Origin of the sequence: Lyngbya sp. CCAP 1446/10 (assembly GCF_026130175.1) — a bacterium.
Classification (GTDB): Bacteria; Cyanobacteriota; Cyanobacteriia; order Cyanobacteriales; family Microcoleaceae; genus Microcoleus.
Window position 1 is genome coordinate 20,833 of record NZ_JAIGNI010000034.1, and the last position, 20,692, is coordinate 41,524.

Consider the following 20,692-nt stretch of genomic DNA (forward strand, 5'->3'; position numbering starts at 1 on the left):
TTAATCTGGCTAAAAACCTAATTGCCAGAAATTTTCTGCTGTGACTTGAATGCGCGGTAGCGACATTAAATTATCGTCAAAATTGCTAAAATTTGACTTATATGATACACCAAAAGTATACCCACTCGCTCCGATTAAATGCTCTACAATTTTATCGACATCCCCGTAGGGATAAGCAAAATATCTGACGGATTTCCCTAATCCTCGTTCCAAAATTGCGCGGGATTTCGCCGCCTCGCGCACAATTTCTGTGGGCGACAAGGTAGTCAGAGGTTGATGAGTAGCAGACATCGAACCGAATTCAATTCCTGCATCCCGCAGTTGTCTAATTTCTGGCCATCCCATTAACTTTACTTCTTCAGAATCTGCTTTTTCCCAACTATTTGTCTTTCCTATAGACTCGGCTACTAGAAAGACAGTTGCTGTAAAATCAAAGCGTTTTAGTAAAGGGAAAGCGTAGGTGAAAAAGTCGAGATAGCCACCGTCAAAAGTAAGTAATATGGCTTTACCTGGTAAAGGAGTTTTAGTTAGTTTCGCACTTTGCCAATCTTCCCAAGTCGTACTGTAATAACCATTCTCTTTGAGAGATTCTAACTGCTGTTCAAAAACCTGCGGAGTAACTGCATTTAAACCATCGGGAGAAATGCGACGGTAGGCGAGAATCGGCAGTTTTTTTGTAACGCTATTATTGTCAAATATTTGAGGTTTGACTGAGTGAGAAACTTCTCGGTAAGGCGATTTTTGCCAAATGATTTCTGGTGCGTAAAATACTTGATTTGGCAACTCGTTTTCTCGGGGAATTTGGATAATCGCTGCCCCTGCGATTGCTGCTGAGTTGGCTAATTCCCGCAGCGCCTGCGCTGGGAGTGCGGCGCGGCGGCTGATGCTGGTTCCTGTTGCACCACATCGCCTGCCGAACATCACGGCATTTGGCGGGTAAATGCCCCCAGAACCCTCTGCATTCAACCAGTTGGGCAGATTCGACCTTTGTTGAGCAGCAGAGGCTAAGCGCGATCGCAGCGACATCTCACCATCGAGCGGTTGTCCCAGCAAAGCTTCTCGCACGCAGGCGACGCACAACTCAAAACCGATATTTCGGGTAATTGTCGATCGCACTTTTTGAGCAGAAACAAAATTATTTTCCACCGCAACAGTTACAATACCGATAGCCACACCGCCTACTGTCACCAACACGTCAATTTCAGAAAGCTCAACTTTGATGTTAGGCAATTCTGCGCTAACTTCCACAGCAATCAAGTCTCCATCGAGGGTGATTGTGACTGTTTCATCGGCTGTTTCGGGATTGTAAAAATTAGTCTCAAGCCAATGCGGACGATTCCAGATTTCTTGTAAAAATAGTAGCCATTCAAGTTGCGGAGTTCCGGGATTACGTTGAAAAAATTGATCGAGAATTGGCCAAGCAAACTGAGCTGCGATCGCATCTACCAACACCGCACCCGTCACAATCCCGTCACAGATGGGCAATTCCACAGTTCCCAGTTCATTGCCTTCTAGGTTGATTTTACAGCACAGGCGATCGCACATTTGTGAAAAACCGCAAATATCCGAAATTTGTTCGGTAACTTCCACCGCAACTTTCCCAGCAATTTCCTTATTTACCCAGCTAATCTTATTTAAAATATACGCAATTTCATCTTGCTTAAAAAGAGCGTGATATTTGTGAAACTTAGTGCTGGCGATATCTCTATCTATTCCTTTATGCCAAGGTACATTTAAACTCAAATTTGCTGCTTGCTGCTTGTAATATTCCAGCATAGCACCGTCATATTCAATGTCAACAAACTTACATATTTTGCCTAAAAGTTTAATTTTGTCATCTAAAAGCTCTTCGTACTTAACTAAAACATGACTTGCTTTATTAACATATTTATGGCTATTTAACACCGCATATACCCAGCGCTCGATACAGTGATCTAAATCCCAACCAGCGCCCCACAATTCGTGATAAATCCTAGTGCTCTCATACATAGAAGCGATTGTATCCATACCATTTCGCAAAATATGTATAAATTTTGCATCCGGCAACAAACCCTCTATATCAGGAATAAAATATATGTGTTCTGGCGTTTTTTCCAACCAAATGCTTTTGTTTTGTTCCGCCGCCAAACCATCCAAAACTCCGACAAACCAACGAGTTTTAGTTTCCACACTTTGACTGTCATCAAAATCTTTCAAAAGTTCAGGACGCTTAATCTCATCATTAAAGAAAGCTTTCATCCTACTTCGCAACTGTCCCGCCAACTTATCGTAAAGCAAATAGTGAAAAAACTTAGATTCAGGAAAAGAAATAACTTCAGGATGAGCCGCTAATAAACTTTGAAGGATTGTTGTACCGCTGCGAGGGGTTCCCACTAAAAATATTCTTTTCATTTTTATACTTGATTAATGGTTGGTGAATGAGGTTTTTTTTAATAAACCGCAGAGAGCGCAGAGGACACAGAGAAGCGAGAAGGAAGAGGTATAATTATAAATCATTTATCAACATCTCTGTTTCTGCTTCCTCTCTGCGCTCTCTGCGCTCTCTGTGGTTAAAAACTATTTTCCTAACTCCAGCTAAAATCTTCCTTTAACAAATCAGAAAGTTCCTGATTATAAGGCTTGAAATAATTGGTTAATTTTTGTTGAATTTCCGTAGGCATTTTGCTGTAATCCTCGATACTATTAATCTCATATTCTTTGAGGGGGCTTCCACTAATATCCAAGAAATCTAAGACTTCAGAAAATACTTGGCTTGTATTTGCATAAAACTCTTCGCTCTTGAGGATTAGCAACTGTTCCCTCGGAAAATAATCGAGCCAGTTTTTGATTTGTTCAACATAGATTCCGCGCGACAAGTAGGAATAATGTTGGTGGTTGAAACTGTAATAACCTTGATCGGCTTTGATTTTTTCAATTTCACCTTTTAGCCTGTCAGGTTCAGATGCGATCGCCTTTTCAAAATCCAACTTTTCGCAACCTACTGCCACTTCTAAATGATAGTGCATCCACGCTCGTTTTACCGGGTTTCGCAGCATTAAAATCAGCTTGACATCCGGGAAACACTTGTATACTCGCTCGGCTACCAAAGGATGATAAATGTAGTAAGGAGTCATTTCCCACAGCAGCACCTTGTCACCCGCTACACTCCGCGTCAACTGTTTGCTATACCACTCTACACCGCGCTCGAAATTCAACTCAAAAAAGTGAATCTCCCGGGAACCTTCTTTGATAATTTGCAAGTGATTTGCCAGGTGTCCATGCAAAGCTTCTATGCCCGACTTTTGAGCACCAATTACTAAAAAGTCGGGTGACTGCTTATTTCTTAACTGAGTTGAAATTTTGACGTAGCCCGGATTGTTCTTATTTAAAGCGTGAACTTTTTCAGCTTTTTCTGGCAAATCTGCAAGCTGCATTTTGCCGTCAAACTCCCAATGGTAGGGCGGACAGAGAATCGTTTTTTGGTTTATAGTCGATCGCACATACAGCGGATATACGTGCCAGTGATAGTCGTAAGCATAGGCCCAACTCTTCTCGTAAACCCCAGCATTGATGTAATATTGACCGTTTCCTAAATCCAGCCTGTCTACGTGCAGCCGGATTTTGCCTTTACCTTCCGCCAGCGGAATGAACCGCCCCATTTGATTGGTATTAGTCTCAAAACAACTTTGACCGTCTTCCCGGCTGATTGTCATGCCAAAAATCGCAGCAGCAATCGGTTTCGGAACCATGTAATGAATTTCAATAGTAATAGCATCGCCGCTGTCTACCTCATCATCCGGCAACACTTTAACATCAGTTATTTCTACTTCCAAAGAACCGAATCTATTCTCATTAACTCGGAGTTCCGAACCCGTACTTGTAACTTCAGGAGGACGCATGGGAGTGCGCTTGTCAGTTTCGGATCGCATTTCCGACAAATACTGACCAGCTACCACTTCCGGCTCCCCGTAAGCCATGATTTCACCGGATTTTAGCCACAAAGCCCGATCGCAGGTTTTTTGAATTTGAGCTGCGCTGTGAGAAATCAAAACAATCGCACAACCTTGATTTTTAAACTCCTCTATCTTTTTCAAACATTTAGCTTGAAAAGCCACATCTCCAACCGACAAATATTCATCAATTAACAACACCTCTGGATTGGTATGAATTGCCACCGAAAAAGCCAACCGCATTCGCATCCCTGTGCTGTAAGTTCGCAGTGGGCTGTCAATAAACTGTTCTAATTCTGCAAATTCAACAATAGAATCAAATCGATGCGCTGCTTCCCTGCGAGTCAAACCGGCCACCACCGCACCCACAAACACATTTTCTCTCCCCGTCAAATCTGAGTGAAAACCCGCACCCAAATCCAACAAACCGCCAATTCTGCCGTTAATTTTAATAGTTCCTTCCTCAGCGCGGCCGATACCACCGATCAGTTGCAGCAGTGTCGATTTTCCGGCTCCATTTTTACCGAGAATTCCGAGCATTTCCCCTGGAGAAACACTAAAATTGATATCCCGCAGTGCCCAAAAATGTGCTTGTGGTTTCATCCGCCACCAGCCCCACAAAGCGGCCTCCATAATTGTCATAGGTCGATCGGCACTGTAGCGGTTGAAACGTTTACCCAAACCCTTGACAACAATAGCTTGACGCATTTACAATTCCTCCACAAATCGATCGCTTTGCCGTCTGAAAATCGCCAGTCCTATCGGCAAAAGAGCAGCCACAAGCAAGCTCACAATTAACAGCGCTTGCCAGTCCGGTTGAGTACCTTTGAGCAGTATTGCCCGGTAAGCTTCAATCAGCGGCACCATCGGATTTAACTGATATAAAGGCTGAAATTCTTTAGGCACGCTTTTCAGGTCGTAGAAAATCGGAGTTAGGTAAAAAAGCATCTGCAATACCACGCCCAAAGTGTGCTGGGTGTCGCGAAAAGTCACGTTAATCGCAGCAAGTGGATAAGCCAAACTCACCGTCAAAATGAATTGAATAATCATCAAAATCGGCAGAAAAAATAGCACAGGATTTGGCTGAATTCCGTCCATTGCCAAAAAGATAATTAGCACCGGCAGCGCCAGCAAAAAGTGAATCAATCCGGTTGTAGTTGTCACTACAGGCAAAATAGCTGTCGGAAAATTCGGCTGCCTGATTAAAGCCAGGTTGCCAGTAATTAGTGCTGTCGATTGAAACAGCACCGTCTGACTCCAGTTCCAGATTAACAAACCGCTGAATGCAAAGGAAGCAAACTGCGGAATATTTACCGGAATTACCGTTCGGAATACAAAACAGAAAACAGCCAACTGCAACAGCGGACTGATCAAAGTCCAAGCAATCCCCAAGGTCGATCGCTTGTAGAGTAATTTCATATCGCGATCGACCAATCCACGCAGCAAATCGAAGAAATGAGCGACTTTGCGCCTCTCAACCAGCGTTCCCAGAGTTTTCATCCCGCACCTCCAGTCACCGTCAGAGGTTCCGGCTGTGGCTGCTCATCCACATCCGTCATCGCCACCAATCGTTGAGCCTGTAACTGCGCTTCCCTGTAAGCAAAAGGACTCTGTAAAGCCCCTAGCAGCTCGCTAACTACCAACTTGCGGGGAAACCAGCCAGGCCGCATCAAGCGTCGCAACAGCGACCCTTTCAGCCATTGAGACAACGCAAATTGCCAAATTGCCCCGCTACTGACAGTACCATTGCGAGCACAAGTCAGCAAATAAGCCCCAAAAGCCTGCCCATTGTCCTGTAGCTGCCGACTCAAAGCATCGGCACTACGCCTGTGTACGTTCCACACAAGGGCTCTCGGCTCATAAAAAGTCGCGTATCTCTTAGCTAAAATCCGGTGAAACATCTCCATATCCCCAGCGCCCCGAGTCGCCGTCCCGACATCCAAAGCCGGGTCAAAATTGCCAACAGCCTCGAACACTTTGACGCGGAAAGCCATATTCGCCCCAACGCCGTAGGATCTCGCCCACAGCAACTCCTGCGCCGATAGCTGACTACCATCAACTTTAAAGCGGTGGAAGTATTGCAGCATTCCCCCGTAGCCGAATTCAAATTGAATTTGAGCCTCTGTTTCCAGTTCCGCCGGCACCACCAAACCACTCACTGCCATAATTTCCGGGTCAGCAAAGCCCGCAGCGATACCCCGCAGCCAACCCCGATCGGGCCGCATATCATCGTCAGTAAAAGCAATTATCTCGTGGCTGGCTTCAGCGATCGCCCGATTGCGAGCCCAGTTCAATCCTGGACGTTCTTCCCTAATGTAGCGTACAGGTAATCTCGCGACCAATTCAGCGGTGCTGCTGTTGGAAGGAGCATTATCTATCACAATAATTTCGTGCTTGGGATAGTCCAGGGCAAGAATTGCTTCCATAGTGCCTTTGAGTAAGTCCGTGTGATCGCGCGTGCAGATGACAACGCTAATTGGTGGCAGTTCTCGATCGAAATCTGCTGCTACTGGGACTAACTGATCTTCCAAACTCGATCGAATCAACTCCTTGCCCATCTGCTCCACAATCGTTTCTCGCACTCGATCGGCCGAGATTGTTTGCTGCCAGGGATTGTTATTAACATAGGCCCAGCCGAGCGGCCGTCCCCGGTAGCGAACCAAGAGGCGGACACGTTCATATTTTTCTAGTCCCCTAATTGGATTTATCTCTTCAGTAAACTCGATTTCAAGCACTTTTATTGCCATGAATTTCTCCTCAAAATACGATTGGGAATTGGGTTTTGGGCCTGGGAAATTAGGAATCGGGCATTGCGCATTGGCAACTAATGACAACAGTCATTAGTTACCAATTATTGAATTACCAAAACACGCTCCTCAAAAGCAACTAAAAGCTTTGCTTCGATCTACTCAGAACTGCACGGCATACCGTTAACCGCCATCGCTCTCGCCAGCGGTTCCGCTAAATTCTGTGCCAGTATCCTTCGCAGGTGAACCCCGCGTAGCGGTTCGGCGCCGACTTCGGGAGAGATGTGACCGATTGTCAGCTTGCCGTAGTACAGGTAAATCCCAGCCGGTCTTTCGGCATCGATCCTGTGTTCTGCTGCTTCCAAGCCTTGCTGCAAGTCAATTTCTATTTCGTATCCGCCCAAATCAGCGCGGATCGGGCCTTCTTCCATAAAAGTAGAAATGCCCGATCGAGTTTTCAATTCGTCCATCACACCGCGCAAGTACCAGTAACCGCGCAATTTAGCGGTCAGCCACCGCCAAGTACCGCGCATCCGCACAGCTTCTAGCCAATCTAGCGACCGCCTCAGTCCCACAGCCAGCAACTCTAGAGCGGCCGGCCAGTAAAAAACTAGAGCAACGAAAACCCGATCGACAAAAGAGTAAGGAGTTTCGTAATCCTTTATGTGCAGTGTCGGTTTAAGTTCCGGGTGTCGCTGACCGAGCAAGACATCGGAGCGTCCTTCCTCGCGCGCTCGGCGAAAAGAGCGCGAGAGGTTGTTAGTTTCGTGTTCGTAGTGATACCCGACTGCATCCGCTGCCACAGCAAAAGGTATATTTGCTTTGAGCAAGCGCAAGCCGAATTCATAATCTTCATGGGCAGTTCCCTGACCGAAACCTGCATCGAAGCCTCCAGTGCTAGCAAACATTTTTGTCTCCAGAGACAAGTTGCCAGTCAGCAAGTCTTCATAAGTATGACGGTGATCCGGTTGTCTCATTTGGTAAAATTTTTCTTCCCACCAAGCCCGCACTTCTACGTCAAAGAATCTATCCCCTCCCTGAAACTTCGGCGGATAAGGGCCGATCACCACGCAGCCCGGACGCTCTTGGTGAATGCGTACATGACTTTCGATTAGAGGCGGAGTTGGTTCGATATCGTCATCTATAAATAGCACCAGTTTTCCGGTAGCCGAGGCTGCTCCCGTATTTCTGGTGATCGAAGCTGCCCGACACTTTTCTTCAATAACCAGCAGTTTAAACGGAGCTTTGTAGTCTTTTAGCACAGCCAAAGTATCGTCTATGCAGCTATCTGCGACTACAATAACCTCGATGAGGTCGAGCGGATAAGTTTGGGATTGCAGTGCATCGAGAGCGCGCAGCAGCAATACACTTCGGTTGTGAGTCGGAATAATTACGCTAACTGTTAGATTTTCCATATTGACATTACACAAATCAACTTCATCTTCATTTCAAATGCGGTAAAAAACAATCTCAAAATCCCTATTTATTGCTCCCTCTTAATTTTTTGCAACTGCTGGCGAGACGTAAAATAAGCCATCGGCCCGCTAATGCAGCCCTGCAATTGAGCCATAAGCAAATCACTAGGGACAGAACCTGGTTGCTTTCGCCAAGAAGCAATTAGTTCAGGAATTTGTTTGTACCAAAGCCAGCCCCAAGCTAACAGAGGCACGCTAAATTCTCTGTTGAACACAAACATCCGCGTCCAGTAAGCATAGACTCCGATTCCGTAGCATTTGAGCAAGTTGCGCATTTCTTCCCAGGTGCGTCGGTGGCGGTGCCAACTCAAGGCCCTCGGTTCGTAGACGATGCGGTAGCCAGCGCGCAAAATGCGGACAAACTGTTCGCTGTCTGAACCGCACTTAGCAGGCGTGCCCACGCCCAAAGCTTCGTCAAACAGCCCGATGCAGTCGATCAAACTTTTCCGCAAAGCCATACTCCCGGAAACCCCCACAGGAGCTATAATCAGCGGATTGCAGTGCGCCCCGTCAAAAACTTGGCGATCGAAGCCCTTCCCGTAGGGGCTGTAAAGCTCAAACCATTCTTGGGCTTCCGTTTCCAGTTCTAGGGGCATCAGTAGCCCCGTGACACACATAACTCGCGGATCTCTGAAATTTCGCAACAGTGATCGCAACCAATCCCGATCGGGCACTGCATCGTCATCTGTAAACGCTACAAATTCGTGTTTCGCTTCCCGCAAAGCTCGGTTGCGGGCGGCGCTTTCCCCGGCTAAATCGTCTTCCCGCACGTACCGGACTTGCGGATAATTATTTTTGACCAATTCACGGGTAGCATCCGTAGCCGGACAATTGTCAATTACCAAGTATTCCTGACCGTCATCTGGGAGCAGCATCAGCGCGTCCAGACAGCGCTGCAAATCTTCCGGGCGATCGCGCGTACAAACCGCTACAGTGGCGATCGGGATTGTCTCTACCGCCCCGCGTTCGTCCCATTCCAGGGCATCGTAGAGCCAATTTTTCCAAAGGTTATCCCCTGCTGCATTCATCAGACTTTCGCGCAATTGAGCGCCCTCAATCCGACCTCCGACTACCGGAATTTGAGCTTGGGCGATCGGTTTTCCGTGCAGTCGAATTAAAACCAAGGCTTTGCTGTAACGCTCCTCAACCGTAATTTCTGGCGGGAGTTTGGATATTTCCAGGTCGAGAATAGCTGTTGCCATTTTAGATTTTAGATTGTGAAAAATTATTGCGAAAAACTCAGAAATACTCCGTATTTTCCCGGATGTATTTTAGCCAAAATTGTTGTAAGAGATAGCAACTTATAGCGATTCTCAAAAAAGTGAGGTATGCCATATCCCATATCCCATATCCCATATCCCGTTCGCGTACCTGATCTTTCTGAGAAAGGCTATATCAATGCCATACTTGCCGATCGCCGATCGCGAATCAAACATAAAGCCTCATTATTATTATTGCTTTTACTTATTTTTACTTTCGATTACCCGCTGATGTCAAGTTTTTTTCCTACATAATTTTTACCGCCGAAGACTCTCGTACATCGGGGCTTGTGTCAATTGCAGGCGTTAATCGCCCATGCTTTCCAGGTGACGATAGAAAATTTAGTCAAGATTTTGGCAAATTGAGGGCTAAACTTGAAAAGACTTGCATTCCTTACTAGGAAGCATTTTGATCGTTCGGACTTCACTCCTTCTCCTTCTATCCTCGCGTTTGACTGTGCCGAATTTCTGCTAATAGCATCTCTTGATTTTTTGCAGGTTCTTTGCAAGTCAAACACTCACAAACTAACCCGATCGCACCTTCAGGCAAATCAGCCTCAATCTGACATACAGCAGTCGGATAATACCGCGAAATCAACCCCGAAATCTGGTCTGGCGACGTGCGAATCAGGGTAGAATGCTGATACCAATCCAGAGCCGAAAGCAGACTCGGACAAGCTTGGGAAGTATCTCGGATAATACTGCTGAAAGCTTGCAAACCTTGTTCGGCGCGATCGAGATATTCTAAATTCTGGCCCAGCAATGCCAAGCGAACCAAAGAGGCGATCGCAATTCCATTCGCCGCCGGAGTTGCACTATCGATATAACTGCGTTCCCGCACCAACAAATCGTCGCTAGCATCCTTAGCAGTATTGTAATACCCTCCCAATTCCACGCTCCACAAAAACTCATCAAACTCATCTTGCACCTGCACAGCTTTCTCCAACCAAAACTGAGAATTCGGCAATTGCTGTACTGCTTCCCCGTTTCCTAACATCAAACTCGCTTGATGCAAATCCAACAAAGCTTTCACAAACAAAGCATAATCTTCCGACTGCGCCGCCACAGCAGATTGTCCATCATAATTTAGCCGCTGAAACCGCCCGTCAGTCCACTGATTATCTAAGATAAAATTAGCAGCATTCACAGCCAATTCCAGATATTCCAAATTCCCAAAAACAGCCGCCGCCCGCGCCAAACCAGAAATCATTAAGCTATTCCAAGCCGCAATCATTTTCGTGTCAGTAACTGCGGGAATTCTACCGGGCCAAGTGTCGTTTTTAGCTTCCTGATTATTGCGGGCGGGCGGAAAAGTTTTCACAGTATCGGGATTGTCGCCGTAGCGTACAGCAAAAAGTTTAGCTAAAGCAGTTTCTACCGTTGCACTGAGTTTTTCCTGCTGATAGCGCTGCAATACATTCTTGCCTTCAAAATTGCCACCACGAGTCACAGTAAACTGTGTTTGAATTTCCCCCAATTCATGAGTATTTAACAGCGTTTGTAGTTCGGTGTAAGTCCAAACATAAAAAGCTCCTTCTTCTGGTTCAACTTCCTCTGAAGTGTTAAAACTATCAGCATCTTGTGCAGCGTAAAAATAGCCAGTTGGTGCGATCATTTCTCGCTTCAACCATTCTACAGTTCCTGCGATCGCAGTTTCAAAAGCTGGTTCTTGGAAACCCGCGCTCCACAAATTCGCTAAATACTCAACAATTTGACCGTTGTCGTAGAGCATCTTTTCAAAGTGTGGCACAGTCCAAGTTGCATCAACCGTGTAGCGGTGAAATCCCCCCGCTACGTGGTCGTAAATGCCGCCCAATGCTAAGTCTAATCCGCGCTGAGTGCAGACTTGTTTGCTGTCATATTTTGAATCAAAATTAAAGCGCGTTCCCCTCAATGCTAGCTCAGCATAAGGCATCATTGGAAAACTGGGCCCTGGGTTGCTGCCGGCAATAATTCCGGTGTTGAGTTCTAAGCCTTTTTGGAATACTTCGCGATTCAATTCTGCGGTGGCTGCTGACAGCAGCGCCGACTGTTGGAGGTTGTCTAAAATTTCTCCTTTGAACGCTTGCAATTTTTGCTTTTCTGTGTCGTAAAATCGGCGAATTGATTGCAAAACTTCTAAAAATCCGGGGCGTCCGTAGCGCGGAGTTACGGGGAAATAAGTACCACCGTAGAAGGGAACTCGCTCGTCGGGAGTGAGAAAAACGTTGAGGGGCCAACCGCCTTGGCCTGTCATCATTTGCAGGGTTTGCATATAAATGCTGTCGATGTCCGGGCGTTCTTCGCGATCGACTTTTATCGGTATAAAGTGCGAATTCATGTATTGGGCGATCGCGCGATCGGAAAATGCTTCCCCTTCCATCACTGTACACCAGTGGCAGCTAGAGTAGCCAATGGACAGAAAAATCGGCTTATTTTGGCTGCGGGCCGTTTCTAGGGCTTCGTCGCACCAGGGCCACCAGTCGATCGGGTTTTCGCTGTGTTTCCGCAGGTAAAGGCTTTGGGATTGAGCAAGACGGTTGACCATAATCAAATCTACTTTAACTCTTACTGACTGCGCTTGTTAGTTCTATAGTAGTTTAGCGCGGACTGTTTAAGTTGAGTTGTTGGCGACAATCATGTTTTAATATAATCACTGATTATTTCCATATAAAATGAGTTTATCATCTCGCAGAACCTTCAATCTACGGCTTGGACAATTTTTGCTGAGTGTGGCAGTTCCTCCCGCTGTTTTCAAACAGTGCCAAGCCGAATCCTCCAACCAAGCCGAACCATCGAGTCCACCTGTATTAAAAATTAATAATAACAAAGTTTCGACCAAAAAAGTAGTTCCAGAAGTAGAATTATTCGTGCCGACTTTTTTAGGAAACGACCAGCGCACATTTTACGGTCGAGGTGTTCCCAAGGGCTTGAAGTTAATCAACAAATTTGAGCTAGGAAGCGGCCGGACTTTTCTGGGTAGGCAATCGCAAATTTGGAGTGGCGCCGGTTGGACTGGACAGCCAACAATTACCAGAGATAGAGACAAAATTTATTTAATTATAGGTTCTTTCGACCACTATTTGCACAAAATAGATATGGCGACCAATAAAGAAGTTTGGCGCTATAAATTTGATGATATAATTAAAGGAAGTTCAACAATTTATATTGACAAAACAGCCAAGGCCGAGAATAGAATTGTGATTTTGCAAGGCAGCCGCAGCGGCGGGGGTGGCAAAAATGTTGTACCGAGTTTTAGGGCAATATCTTTTAGAACAGGCAAGGAACTTTGGAAGCTGGACATCAGGAGAACGCCCAGCTACAGTCAGGATAATGACAGCAGCGCTTTGTATCTGGGCGATGGCGTGTTGTTTAATGCGGGGGAAAATGCGATCGGCTATTTTCTCAATAGTTCTGCCAGCAAAGCTAAAGTTAAACAAGGAATCAAGCAACCGCAGATCTTGTCGGAAGTGCAGCTTTATGCAGCGGGAGATATCCGCAAGCATGGCGGCAATTTGGTAGCAGAATCATCGCCGTCCAGGCTCAAAGATCAACTATTTATCGCTGCGGGTTCTGGTCATATTTACGGTATCAGCATTAAAACAAAAAAAATTGTTTGGGATTTCTATACTGGTTCAGATATAGATGGAAGTGCTGTAATTTCTAAATCTGGAAAGCTGTTTTGTGCGATTGAAAAACAATACATTGCGGGTAACGGCGGAGTCCTCAAACTAAATCCGAACAAAGCACCGAATGCCAGCGTTGAATGGTTTTTGCCAACCGGAAATCGCCGACTTTCTAGTTGGGAAGGTGGGATAATCGGCTCTGTGGCGCTGAATGACGAGTACAATCCTGGGGACTTTCCGCTGCTATTTGCCACAAATGCGATCGACGGCAATTTGTATATCGGTTCCCAAGATATGATGACAGGCAAAAAAAATGCTGTACCTTGGCGCAACCAGTCTTATGATACTCCTGTAATAGTCTTTAAAAAAGAGATTGGTTCTTCGATTTCGACTCCGATTTTTGCTGATGGCAATAAACTGATTAGTGCGGGATATAATGGTGTTTATTTGTTTGAGTTGAAGTGGGAACGAGCGAAATCTGGAGATAAGAATGCTTTGAAAAATGCTAAGGGCGAGTTTTACCGTTTGAAGGTAAAAGAATCGGGGAGATTTAAACCGGGTTTATCCTTTGAGGCGACGCCTGTTGTTTGGGATGGCATTGTGAGGATTTGTGCGCGGGATGGCTGGATGTATACTTTGGGTTAGTCAGTAGTCAGTAGTCAGTAGTCATTAGTCATTAGTTATGAGTTATTGGTTATTGGTTATTTACTACCAATTAGCAATGCCCTCAGCCCAATGCGTCAACTCAACTGTTCGGGTGTTGAAATCCGCCAATGTCCCTACCTACCGTTTAACTGCGCTTATCTCTATCATAGAAAGGATATCAGGAATTATAGGAAACTTGTTATGGCAACCAATGACAGTCAAATAAGTCAAATTTACGGTTCAGAGGATGCTCAAGGTATTTTACAGCTTGCGATCGCACGGCGACAAGATGAAGGCGAACTTTCCCGAGTGCAGCTTTTCGAGATTGCGGCGGAATTGGGCATTTCCGAACAGGATATTGTGGTGGCGGAACAGCAATGGTTAGCCACTAGAGGGGAATTTCAAGAAAAGCTGGTTTTTAACTCTTACCGTCGCGGCAAATTGCGGAAAAACTTGACAAAGTACGGCATTATCAATACTTTTTTAGTTTTGTTTAATCTAGCAGGATCGCACGAGCTTTCTTGGTCATTGTTCATTTTACTAACGTGGGGATTGGGATTGTCGCTAAATGCTTGGAATGTTTATCAAACTGAAGGGGAAGATTACGAACAAGCGTTTCAGCGATGGCGTTTGAAAAAACAGGTGGGAGAGTCTATCGGTACTGCGACGGATAAGCTGATGAAGTGGTTGCAGTCTTGATATTCAGTCACTTTTGTGTCAATGACAGATTTATCGCCTAATGTCTGCGATTGATTCACGAACTTCGCAATAACAGAGGAAATCAATCAATTTTAACATCAGTCTTCATCGCGCCGACTTCCGCTTTGAGATGAGGATTTAACCTCCAGGCTGGCTATTGCGAAGTGGCAAAAATCAGTTGAAAATGTAATTAAGTACGCGCGGTAGAGCTCTCCCCTAGGGAATCGCCCAATCCCAACCTCAAGCAAAAAATGCTATAATACCAACTTTAACTTCTAAACATATCCGCCAGCAGGAAACACAGGAAAATCTTATGGTGATTATTACCTCACAAGAAATTGCCCAATTTCGATCGCAATTAGCGGAATATCCCGAAGCCCTCAAAGCCCTAGACGAAATCGAAGATTGTGAAGGCAACATCGAAGATGCAGCGATTTCTCTAGCAATTCAAGCTGGACAAGAACCGAATATCTCTGAAAATTGGTTGGACGGATTGGCAAAAAGATGCCGCGTTGCTATTTGCAAATCTGAGGTAAAAGAAGAGTTGATAAACGGACAATTGAATGCTGCTTTTAGAGATTTAGTCGCAGCCAAAACTTGCCCGCAGATTTTGGTAACATCGGTGATTATTTATGTATTTAAAACTGGGGTGAATGATTTTTGTGAGCCTCTGGAATATAAACTGTAAAGCCATCGATGCAGTTAAATTCGCCGCAATTTATCAAAACATGATATAACGAGGCGATCGCACTTTTCCCCTACTACTGTGCACTGCTGTAGCCAGCAGGCACGATATCCGGTGACAAACCCAAAGATTTCCCCAGCAAACGAGCAAGTTGCACTAAAAATTTAGCAGTATCTGCGTCACCTTCGCCGGCCATTGAAGCTGATATCTGGATTAGCATCTGCACAAATCCCGCATCTATTAAATCTGAACAGGAACTTAAAACCTCTGGTTCTTGGCCGTTGGGACAGGTAAGCACTCGCTCGATTAAGTTCAAATAAGCCTCTTGGCGTTCTGGATTCATTTTGGGAGGATCTGTACAGTGAATAATTTATTATTACGCTTAACTCGGTTCTGTCAATCAGGCGATCGCATACACGATCCCCGTCTTTCCTCTAGAAACTCCATTCCGTCGGCAATAGACAGAAGCTTAAAGAAAATCTTAAGTTTTTCAATGCTAGTTTAGTCGAGGTAAGGTGCGCAATGCGCACCCTACGATTCAAGGGTAAGGTGCGCAATGCGCACCCTACGATTCAAGGGACTTAGGAATCTAAAAAATGAAAATAGGAATATTTTTAGGAAATCTAGGAAATCCCGCCATCTACTATCCCACTCTAGGCAAAATTACGGGCGGAGTCACGGCGAGTATTTTTCTTTGTCAATTATTGCAATGGCAAGCACAACAGTGCAACTCGGACGAATGGGTGAAAACTAACGGCAGTGAAATTGAAAAAGCTACTGGTTTAAATCGCGAAGAACAAGAAATTGCGATCAAACTGCTGAAAGTGCGATCGCTCCTGAAAGCAAAATCAACAAATCCCAACACCGAAATCCTCGAACTCTGGGCGGATATTGACGCTTTTGAGGAAAAAGTTAATAACTTGTGGACAACTAATTCCGATGATATTATAACACAAACAAACCGCGAACATAACAATCCTCCTGTAGAAATAATCGCCGAAACTTCACCCCCAGAGCGTGTAGTTAAAACCGACAAATTTTTCGGACAACCGCGCCAGCAAAGAGCGGTTGCTGTCTACCAAAATTACCAATTTAGCGGGCCTTGGAATTCTCAATCATCAGAACTGCATAACTTTCAGCGAGCTTTAGAAGAATATGCCAGGGATCGTAACTTATGGTTTGGCAATCCTTCGGGATGGGCTTTTAAAATTATTGACAGCATGACAAAGGGCTTAACCTCGACTTTTTGGGACGAATTTATCGCCGGAATTCCTTTAGGAGAAAGTCAGAAAGTTAAGCGAGAGTGGGAAATTGAGCCGGAAGTGCCTTATCCGGCGTTTGAAGAGGAGCGAATTCAGTATTATGTGCACAAGGGCGAACCGCTGGAAGCAGCAGTGTCTAAGGCTCGTGCTGACTTGAGAAACCCGGTTTTGGGGAAGGATTTGTGGGAGGGTTTTTTGCGAAAGTGCGATCGTATTGCCGATGATGCGCTCAAAGCTAAAAACCAGGGCGTGCAAAACGCATATTTACCGTCTTCCTTCAACGAAAGACCGCAAATTACCAAAGAAAGCGTGATGAATAAATTAGGGGCGATCGCGCCGCAATTTGCCCTGAATCAATCCACATCTGAAACAATCGCAGAACCCCCAAAACTCGAACAAAAAGAACCGCAAACCGCCGACGAAATCCCCAGTATTTCCTTTTTGCAAAAAGCTTACCAAACTTCTCTCGGTCGAAGTATAGTTGAGAAACAAATCGCTGCTAACCCAGAATGGGGATACGAAATAGTTGACGGTGAAATCGTAGAATATATCCCTTTTTAAGGATGCTAAAATGAAACGAGTTAGGGATATTAATCCGCTGGGAGTAGAGCGAGCAAATCCTTCAAATGCAGAAAGAGCCAAGCTGCGGCAGGAAAGATTGCAGCATGAGAAATATTTAGGTTTTCAGCAGTTAATAGAGCTTTGCAGTTTGGGCGAATATGGCATGGCGAAACAACTTGCAGCCAGACATTCTAGTTGGGGTTATGAAATAGTTGACGGAGTTGTAATGGATCGAGTAGATTAGATTCGTAGTCAGAACTTTAGTCCTTTCGGCCTCGGATTTAAGGACTGAAGTCCTTACTACGAACCTACTTTTGCCGATATGTTAGAATCACAATAGAGACTTAATGGGTTTTAAAGTTATGACCGTTATTAATCCTAAAAATATAACGCTCAATGAAGTTAGTGATTTTTTGAAGTTTCAACAAATCTTTAATAACGATACGTACCCAAGTTTCTTGTCATTAGAACCACTCACCGAGTTTGAACAGCTAGAACTCGTACAAATCCGCAACGATTTTCGCGAATACCTTTCTGTGGAAAAAGTCCCTGAAGGGCTGGTACAAGCTCTAGCTACTTTTCCTTTAATGCGATTGGCTGGCTTTTATCGATCGCCTTTAAAGATGAGTCTAGAAGAAAATATTGCTAATATTACTATAGAAGATGAAGACACAACGATTACAGGTCGATTTGACATCTTAGCAATCAATAAAGAAAAACAAATCGCCGCTGATATAGGATTTTGGGCGTTGCTGATTTACGGTATGAACGGCTAAATATGCAAATCATAAAAACCATTGTCCACAAAGCTTCTGGATTTTTGCCTAATTATTTTTCATACCCTGATTAAGCAACGCCGGATTTTGGATTTTAGTAATAGAATCTAAAAACAGTCTAATTGCTCCGCGTGCTGGTTTGCCCCAACTGCTAACTTATGCCTATAAAAGTTTAGAATATCAAGAGTCAGTCTGGGGACTTGCAACTAGCGGAGAGTTTTATCAGTTCGTTAATATCCGTCGCGGCAATCCGCCCACCTATCAGTTAATGCCCTTTCTAACTTTGATGGAACCCGAATCTTCAGTTGTGTTGCTGCAAGTTTTGAAAGCTATTTGTAAACTTCTAGCAATCCAATCTTCAACCCGCGCACCATCCGGGTTTTGTTTGTATAGACGCGGTTTCAACCGCCGTCTCTTCAACCCGCGCACCATCCGGGTTTTGTTTGTATAGACGCGGTTTCAACCGCCCAGTCTTCTGCATAAAAAAAATGAAGCAGGGAGAATTCCCTACCTCAATTTTTAGCTAACTTTTTCTCTAAAAAATAGAGCTGTTAAAACTTAGTAGCCTCTGGTGTTTGGCTTGTGCACGATGAAGCTCAGCACTTGGCATTGCTTCACGTTGTCAAAACCCATGACGCGGATGTAGCACTGAGGATTTTCTTGGCGGCAAGCTTGAACTTCAACCATGATTTCTTGGACGCTGCGAGCACCAAATAAAGGCAACTTCCACAATGTCCAGTAGCGCATTTCAGGGGCAGAGGTTTCGTTGAATTCTACGCCGGGAATGTAGCCTTGATCCAAGATGTATTGCAGTTGCTTGGCGATTTGGGCGTCTGTCAGCGGGGGCAAATAGGACAGAGTTTCGTAACGACGCTCTTTTGGTAAAGTTCTCATTTTTTGTATCTCTAAGGTGTGTGTTCGATCGCACTTGTCGATCGATTAACTCGACAAATTATCCAGATTCGGTTCTGAATCTATTGATGCTTCAGGATGACTGCTAGAAACAGACCAATTAAGTTGCGTAATTCGCTCTAAATGCTGGCGTCTGTGTTCCATATTCGACTGTTGAATGCCAGTAGAAACCATTTCTGGCAAAAACTCTGTCACATCGTGCGCCAGATATTCTCGCACCGTCATGATCCGAAATCCTAAATCTTGATTTTCCCTCAGCAACTCTTGAATGTAAGCTTCTCCATCTTGGATTTTGCCCTTGGTGGAAAAGTCATTCAACCAGATTGCCTGAGCAGGATTGGTTTCGCTCAACTGAGCGACTACAATCCGCACGGATTGATAGGTTAGGTAACTTGCCAGCACCTTAGCGGTGTCTTTCGCAACTTGTTTGAGATCCATTTTTGACCCCAGCCCTTAAGAGTTTTGGATTGTTAATTTTAGATTTTGGATGCAAACTTACTTGTAAATCTTCTTCCAAGATAAAGACTTAACAGTAAGTTTGCTACCTAAAACCTAAAATCTCTAACCAAAAATCATCAAACGGTATCCATTGCCTCGAATTCAAACTTGATTTCTTTCCAAAGTTCGCAAGCAACAGCCAATTCAGGGCTCCATTTGCAAGCTTCGCGAATGATGTCTCCGCCTTCGCGCATCAAGTTGCGACCTTCGTTACGAGCTTGGACGCAAGCTTCCAAAGCAACGCGGTTAGCAGTTGCACCAGGTGCGTTACCCCAAGGGTGGCCCAAGGTGCCGCCGCCGAACTGCAAGCAGGAGTCGTCGCCGAAGATTTCAACCAAAGCTGGCATATGCCAGATGTGGATACCACCAGAAGCAACTGGCATGACACCAGGCATGGAGGCCCAATCTTGGGTGAAGTAAATACCGCGGCTGCGGTCTTCTTCGATGTGGTCTTCGCGCATCAAGTCTACGAAGCCCATCGTGATGCCTTTTTCGCCTTCGAGTTTGCCCACAACTGTACCGGAGTGCAGGTGGTCGCCGCCGGACATCCGCAAGCACTTGGCAAGTACGCGGAAGTGGATACCGTGGTTTTTTTGACGATCGATCACAGCGTGCATGGCGCGGTGAATGTGCAGCAAAATACCGTTTTTGCGGCACCATTTAGCCAAGCTGGTGTTTGCAGTGAAACCACCGGTTAGGTAGTCGTGCATGATGATCGGGGTTTTGATTTCTTTGGCGAACTCAGCCCGTTCCATCATTTCTTCAAAGGTAGGGGCGGTTACGTTTAAGTAGTGACCCTTGACTTCGCCGGTTTCTGCTTGGGATTTTTCAATAGCTTCTTGAACGAACAGGAAGCGATCGCGCCAGCGCATGAACGGTTGCGAGTTGATGTTTTCGTCGTCTTTGGTAAAGTCCAAACCGCCGCGTAGAACTTCGTAAACGGCGCGGCCGTAGTTCTTAGCAGACAGACCCAATTTGGGCTTAATTGTACAACCCAGCAAAGGACGGCCGTACTTGTTCAATTTGTCCCGCTCAACGGTAATACCGTGAGGAGGGCCTTGGAAGGTTTTCAGGTAAGCAATGGGAATCCGCAAGTCTTCCAACCGCAGAGCACGCAGAGCTTTGAAACCGAACACGTTACCAACCAAAGAGGTCAGCAAGTTGGTGACGGAACCTTCTTCAAACAAATCCAAAGGATAAGCGATGAAGCAGATATATTGGTTGTCTTCGCCGGGGACTGGCTCGATATCGTAGCAACGACCTTTGTAGCGATCGAGGTCGGTCAGGAGGTCAGTCCAAACAGTCGTCCAGGTACCGGTGGAAGATTCAGCAGCTACAGCAGCGCCTGCTTCTTCTGGTGGTACTCCAGGCTGTGGAGTTACGCGGAAAGCCGCCAAAATATCTGTATCTTTCGGCGTGTAATCCGGTGTGTAATACGTTAGTTTATAGTCTTGAACTCCGGCTTTATACCCAGCCTTTGATTGAGTTTGGGTTTGCGCGTAAGCCATATCTCGCTTCCTAGTATTCGCTTAATTTTTTGGGCCCGATGGCCGGCTCCTAAAAATATACCAATAAACGGACACTCTCAAATTTTAATATTCTTTTAATCATCATAAGTATTCTTTATTTTCCTTTACAT

The 20,692-nt window shown here is 45.3% G+C and carries 16 protein-coding genes and 1 pseudogene; 6 read left to right on the forward strand and 11 right to left on the reverse strand.

What is annotated here, in order from left to right:
* Nucleotides 1-9: 9 nt before the first annotated feature.
* The 7 genes from K4039_RS15615 to K4039_RS15645 all read right to left on the reverse strand — a co-directional run bounded on the left by K4039_RS15615 (nucleotide 10) and on the right by K4039_RS15645 (nucleotide 11,937).
* Nucleotides 10-2,391 (reverse strand): sulfotransferase, encoded by a 2,382-nt coding sequence (locus K4039_RS15615; protein ID WP_265236345.1) that lies wholly within the window; start codon nucleotides 2,389-2,391, stop codon nucleotides 10-12.
* A 173-nt stretch (nucleotides 2,392-2,564) separates the two neighbouring features.
* Nucleotides 2,565-4,637 carry a Wzt carbohydrate-binding domain-containing protein gene (locus K4039_RS15620; RefSeq protein ID WP_265236347.1) on the reverse strand — a complete coding sequence of 691 codons (2,073 nt, stop codon included), beginning with the start codon at nucleotides 4,635-4,637 and terminating at the stop codon, nucleotides 2,565-2,567.
* Entirely contained in the window at nucleotides 4,638-5,429 is a 792-nt protein-coding gene (locus K4039_RS15625; protein WP_265236349.1) for an ABC transporter permease, read from the reverse strand. It abuts the gene before it with no gap.
* Nucleotides 5,426-6,676 (reverse strand): glycosyltransferase family 2 protein, encoded by a 1,251-nt coding sequence (locus K4039_RS15630; protein ID WP_265236351.1) that lies wholly within the window; start codon nucleotides 6,674-6,676, stop codon nucleotides 5,426-5,428. The genes K4039_RS15625 and K4039_RS15630 overlap by 4 nt, the downstream gene beginning before the upstream one ends.
* 158 nt (nucleotides 6,677-6,834) lie before the next feature.
* Entirely contained in the window at nucleotides 6,835-8,091 is a 1,257-nt protein-coding gene (locus K4039_RS15635; RefSeq protein WP_265236354.1) for a glycosyltransferase family 2 protein, read from the reverse strand.
* A gap of 68 nt (nucleotides 8,092-8,159) precedes the next feature.
* On the reverse strand, nucleotides 8,160-9,353 hold the full coding sequence (locus K4039_RS15640) for a glycosyltransferase family 2 protein (RefSeq protein WP_265236356.1): 1,194 nt from the start codon (nucleotides 9,351-9,353) through the stop codon (nucleotides 8,160-8,162).
* Nucleotides 9,354-9,849: 496 nt separating this feature from the next.
* Entirely contained in the window at nucleotides 9,850-11,937 is a 2,088-nt protein-coding gene (locus K4039_RS15645; RefSeq protein ID WP_265236358.1) for a thioredoxin domain-containing protein, read from the reverse strand.
* A gap of 127 nt (nucleotides 11,938-12,064) precedes the next feature.
* Between K4039_RS15645 and K4039_RS15650 the strand changes: the two genes are divergently transcribed.
* From K4039_RS15650 to K4039_RS15660, 3 genes are all read left to right on the forward strand, one after another.
* Nucleotides 12,065-13,660, forward strand: a complete 1,596-nt coding sequence (locus K4039_RS15650; RefSeq protein WP_265236360.1) for a PQQ-like beta-propeller repeat protein — start codon at nucleotides 12,065-12,067, stop codon at nucleotides 13,658-13,660.
* Nucleotides 13,661-13,861: 201 nt separating this feature from the next.
* Entirely contained in the window at nucleotides 13,862-14,359 is a 498-nt protein-coding gene (locus K4039_RS15655; RefSeq protein ID WP_265236362.1) for a 2TM domain-containing protein, read from the forward strand.
* A 313-nt stretch (nucleotides 14,360-14,672) separates the two neighbouring features.
* Nucleotides 14,673-15,047 carry a hypothetical protein gene (locus tag K4039_RS15660; RefSeq protein WP_265236363.1) on the forward strand — a complete coding sequence of 125 codons (375 nt, stop codon included), beginning with the start codon at nucleotides 14,673-14,675 and terminating at the stop codon, nucleotides 15,045-15,047.
* 73 nt (nucleotides 15,048-15,120) lie between these two features.
* Here the strand turns inward: K4039_RS15660 and K4039_RS15665 are convergent, their stop codons facing one another.
* Complete coding sequence (locus tag K4039_RS15665) at nucleotides 15,121-15,387, reverse strand: hypothetical protein (RefSeq protein ID WP_265236365.1); 267 nt, start codon at nucleotides 15,385-15,387, stop codon at nucleotides 15,121-15,123.
* A 253-nt stretch (nucleotides 15,388-15,640) separates the two neighbouring features.
* On the opposite strand from K4039_RS15665, the gene K4039_RS15670 reads away from it, so the two are divergent.
* The 3 genes and pseudogenes from K4039_RS15670 to K4039_RS29960 form a co-directional block, all read left to right on the forward strand.
* A complete protein-coding gene (locus K4039_RS15670) occupies nucleotides 15,641-16,867 on the forward strand; it encodes a hypothetical protein (protein WP_265236367.1) in 1,227 nt (408 codons plus the stop codon).
* A gap of 10 nt (nucleotides 16,868-16,877) precedes the next feature.
* Nucleotides 16,878-17,111, forward strand: a complete 234-nt coding sequence (locus K4039_RS15675; RefSeq protein ID WP_265236368.1) for a hypothetical protein — start codon at nucleotides 16,878-16,880, stop codon at nucleotides 17,109-17,111.
* Nucleotides 17,112-17,229: 118 nt separating this feature from the next.
* Nucleotides 17,230-18,033 (forward strand): annotated as a pseudogene (locus tag K4039_RS29960) (hypothetical protein); the annotation flags it as partial.
* Between the two features lie 168 nt (nucleotides 18,034-18,201).
* Here the strand turns inward: K4039_RS29960 and K4039_RS15690 are convergent.
* From K4039_RS15690 to K4039_RS15700, 3 genes are all read right to left on the reverse strand, one after another.
* Nucleotides 18,202-18,537, reverse strand: coding sequence for a ribulose bisphosphate carboxylase small subunit (locus K4039_RS15690; RefSeq protein ID WP_265236372.1), 336 nt, complete (start codon nucleotides 18,535-18,537; stop codon nucleotides 18,202-18,204).
* A gap of 45 nt (nucleotides 18,538-18,582) precedes the next feature.
* Nucleotides 18,583-18,993, reverse strand: a complete 411-nt coding sequence (locus tag K4039_RS15695; RefSeq protein WP_265236374.1) for a chaperonin family protein RbcX — start codon at nucleotides 18,991-18,993, stop codon at nucleotides 18,583-18,585.
* A gap of 137 nt (nucleotides 18,994-19,130) precedes the next feature.
* Nucleotides 19,131-20,561 carry a form I ribulose bisphosphate carboxylase large subunit gene (locus tag K4039_RS15700; protein ID WP_265236376.1) on the reverse strand — a complete coding sequence of 477 codons (1,431 nt, stop codon included), beginning with the start codon at nucleotides 20,559-20,561 and terminating at the stop codon, nucleotides 19,131-19,133.
* Nucleotides 20,562-20,692: the final 131 nt, after the last annotated feature.

What these genes read in the sequence shown, in the direction of transcription:
- K4039_RS15675 (WP_265236368.1), top strand. Translation starts at nt 16,878, where the DNA reads ATGAAACGAGTTAGGGATATTAATCCGCTGGGAGTAGAGCGAGCAAAT.
- K4039_RS15645 (WP_265236358.1), bottom strand. Translation starts at nt 11,937, where the DNA reads ATGGTCAACCGTCTTGCTCAATCCCAAAGCCTTTACCTGCGGAAACAC.
- K4039_RS15655 (WP_265236362.1), top strand. Translation starts at nt 13,862, where the DNA reads ATGGCAACCAATGACAGTCAAATAAGTCAAATTTACGGTTCAGAGGAT.
- K4039_RS15635 (WP_265236354.1), bottom strand. Translation starts at nt 8,091, where the DNA reads ATGGAAAATCTAACAGTTAGCGTAATTATTCCGACTCACAACCGAAGT.
- K4039_RS15665 (WP_265236365.1), bottom strand. Translation starts at nt 15,387, where the DNA reads ATGAATCCAGAACGCCAAGAGGCTTATTTGAACTTAATCGAGCGAGTG.
- K4039_RS15650 (WP_265236360.1), top strand. Translation starts at nt 12,065, where the DNA reads ATGAGTTTATCATCTCGCAGAACCTTCAATCTACGGCTTGGACAATTT.
- K4039_RS15640 (WP_265236356.1), bottom strand. Translation starts at nt 9,353, where the DNA reads ATGGCAACAGCTATTCTCGACCTGGAAATATCCAAACTCCCGCCAGAA.
- K4039_RS15620 (WP_265236347.1), bottom strand. Translation starts at nt 4,637, where the DNA reads ATGCGTCAAGCTATTGTTGTCAAGGGTTTGGGTAAACGTTTCAACCGC.
- K4039_RS15690 (WP_265236372.1), bottom strand. Translation starts at nt 18,537, where the DNA reads ATGAGAACTTTACCAAAAGAGCGTCGTTACGAAACTCTGTCCTATTTG.
- K4039_RS15625 (WP_265236349.1), bottom strand. Translation starts at nt 5,429, where the DNA reads ATGAAAACTCTGGGAACGCTGGTTGAGAGGCGCAAAGTCGCTCATTTC.
- K4039_RS15695 (WP_265236374.1), bottom strand. Translation starts at nt 18,993, where the DNA reads ATGGATCTCAAACAAGTTGCGAAAGACACCGCTAAGGTGCTGGCAAGT.
- K4039_RS15630 (WP_265236351.1), bottom strand. Translation starts at nt 6,676, where the DNA reads ATGGCAATAAAAGTGCTTGAAATCGAGTTTACTGAAGAGATAAATCCA.
- K4039_RS15660 (WP_265236363.1), top strand. Translation starts at nt 14,673, where the DNA reads ATGGTGATTATTACCTCACAAGAAATTGCCCAATTTCGATCGCAATTA.
- K4039_RS15700 (WP_265236376.1), bottom strand. Translation starts at nt 20,561, where the DNA reads ATGGCTTACGCGCAAACCCAAACTCAATCAAAGGCTGGGTATAAAGCC.
- K4039_RS15615 (WP_265236345.1), bottom strand. Translation starts at nt 2,391, where the DNA reads ATGAAAAGAATATTTTTAGTGGGAACCCCTCGCAGCGGTACAACAATC.
- K4039_RS15670 (WP_265236367.1), top strand. Translation starts at nt 15,641, where the DNA reads ATGAAAATAGGAATATTTTTAGGAAATCTAGGAAATCCCGCCATCTAC.